This is a genomic window from Microcoleus sp. POL10_C6, from assembly GCF_036701585.1.
Lineage (GTDB): Bacteria > Cyanobacteriota > Cyanobacteriia > Cyanobacteriales > Microcoleaceae > Microcoleus.
On record NZ_JAUBRB010000135.1, the window covers coordinates 1 to 2,134 of the forward strand.

The 2,134-nt window shown below is 46.2% G+C and carries 2 protein-coding genes; one reads left to right on the forward strand and one right to left on the reverse strand.

Annotation, left to right across the window (positions count from 1 at the left end; all coding sequences use genetic code 11):
- Positions 1 to 189: hypothetical protein (locus tag QUA34_RS29965; protein WP_333391139.1), on the reverse strand; the 189-nt coding region annotated here is incomplete at its 3' end.
- A gap of 347 nt (positions 190 to 536) precedes the next feature.
- On the opposite strand from QUA34_RS29965, the gene QUA34_RS29970 reads away from it, so the two are divergent.
- Positions 537 to 2,114, forward strand: coding sequence for a reverse transcriptase domain-containing protein (locus QUA34_RS29970; protein WP_333391141.1), 1,578 nt, complete (start codon positions 537 to 539; stop codon positions 2,112 to 2,114).
- The last annotated feature ends 20 nt before the right edge of the window (positions 2,115 to 2,134 follow it).

Consider the following 2,134-nt stretch of genomic DNA (forward strand, 5'->3'; position numbering starts at 1 on the left):
GTGCGATTCGTTGAAACGTGAATCACGGTAATCAGTCCGTACATAGCGTTTCCAGCCACAAGGCTGAACTCTCGGTCTGATAAGGGTGCAAGCCCCTTCTACCAGACTCAGGTATGACTCCCTATCTGCCCACACCGACCAAGCTTGATTCTTGGAGAGTGAAGCTGGGAACAGGACGCAATCAGACATCCAATGTGGGGTGACACTGGCGTTAATGGGGAGTTCCGATGGTGAAAACAGAGCCTAGAAAAGTAACTTACTCCGGAGCGGGACACAGACCAACCACCCGACTCCACTGGAAATTATTCCCGCCGAATATCGAAATAATATCGGCAAGAGTCCAGGGAATCCAGTAGTTAAAATGGCTCCACCTAAAGGAACAATCAATCTAACCGAGGGAACGAAGAAAAACGAGCTGAGGGTCAAGGGGAAGTCGAACTCCAAGTAGGCTAGACGAGCAGCGGAACTCCCTTAGTTCGGGTAGGACAGACCGTAATTGGTCTGAGGTGTTCAGAAAACATAAGTTAGAGCAGAGCATGATTAGACACAACAGAAATGTTAGTGAATCATGGAAGACGTTACCGTGGAAGAAATTCCGCCGTAATTTATTTCGCCTACAAAAACGAGTGTTCAAAGCGATTCAGGTTGGAGACAAGCAAAAAGCGAAGTCCCTTCAAAAGCTAATTCTGAAATCTCGGGCTGCAAGAATGCTGGCGATACGTCAAGTAACTCAACTAAACGCTGGTAAAAAGACTGCGGGAATAGATGGAAAAGCCTCACTCACATTTGAGGAAAGGCTTGTTTTGAGTGAAGAACTCAGAAACAAAAGTAACAACTGGAAACATCAGAAGTTACGTTCAATACCAATCCCTAAAAAGGATGGGAGTACCCGCCTCCTTAAGATACCGACTATCGCCGATAGAGCGTGGCAATGCCTCGCAAAATACGCGCTAGAGCCAGCGCACGAAGCAACTTTCCACGCTAGGAGTTATGGATTTAGAACAGGAAGGTCGGCGCATGACGCGCAAAAAATCCTATTTAATAATCTACGCTCTTGTTGCAACGGAATAGAAAAACGAGTTATCGAGCTCGATATCGAAAAATGCTTCGACAGGATAAGCCACACCAGCATAATGGAACGACTCATCGCCCCAAGAGGCATCAAGACCGGAATATTCCGCTGTCTAAAATCAGGAGTCAATCCAGAATTTCCAGAACAAGGAACCCCGCAAGGGGGCGTGGTAAGTCCATTATTAGCCAATATCGCTCTCAATGGGATTGAGGAAATACATCAATCAGTCCGTTACGCGGACGACATGGTAATAATTCTGAAACCTAAAGATGATGCGAAGGCAATACTTGATAAAGTCAGCGAATTTCTGGCAGAACGAGGCATGAAGGTTAGTGAAAAGAAAACCAAGCTAACGGCTACGACAGATGGATTTGACTTCCTCGGTTGGCATTTCAAAGTGCAAAACAACGGGAAATTTAGATGCGTTCCATCAGCGGACAATTTTAAAGCATTCCGTCAGAAGGTAAAACACATCGTCAACAACTCGAATTATGGCGCTACGGACAAGGCTGAGAAATTAGCCCCTGTGGTTAGAGGCTGGAGAAATTACCATCGCTACTGTAAGTTAGATGGGTCACGGTTTTCGCTGTGGTTCCTCAACAATAGAGCCTTCAAGGTATTTAACAAGGAGGCGAAACAGAACCGCTATACTGCCAGGAAACTGGTAGAAAAGGCGTTCCCGGCGGTTCCTTACTCCGAAAACAAATTTGTCAACGTCCAAGGAGAGAAATCACCCTACGACGGAGATATAGCCTACTGGAGTGAGCGTAACAGCAAGCTCTATAACGGCAAAACCTCTAAAGCTTTAAAACGGCAAAACCATAAATGTGGAAAATGTGGCTTAAAAATGCTAGGCGATGAAAAGGTGCATCTACATCATGTAGACAGAAACCATAGTAATTGGAAAATAAACAACCTTCTAGCGGTTCACGAAAGCTGCCACGATTACATCCACATGAGCAAAGGCGCAAGTCAAGAACATCGGGAGCTGGGTGCGGTGAAAGTCGCACGCCCAGATCTAACTGAGAGGGGCGGGGAATAATATCCCCCCTCGACTCAACC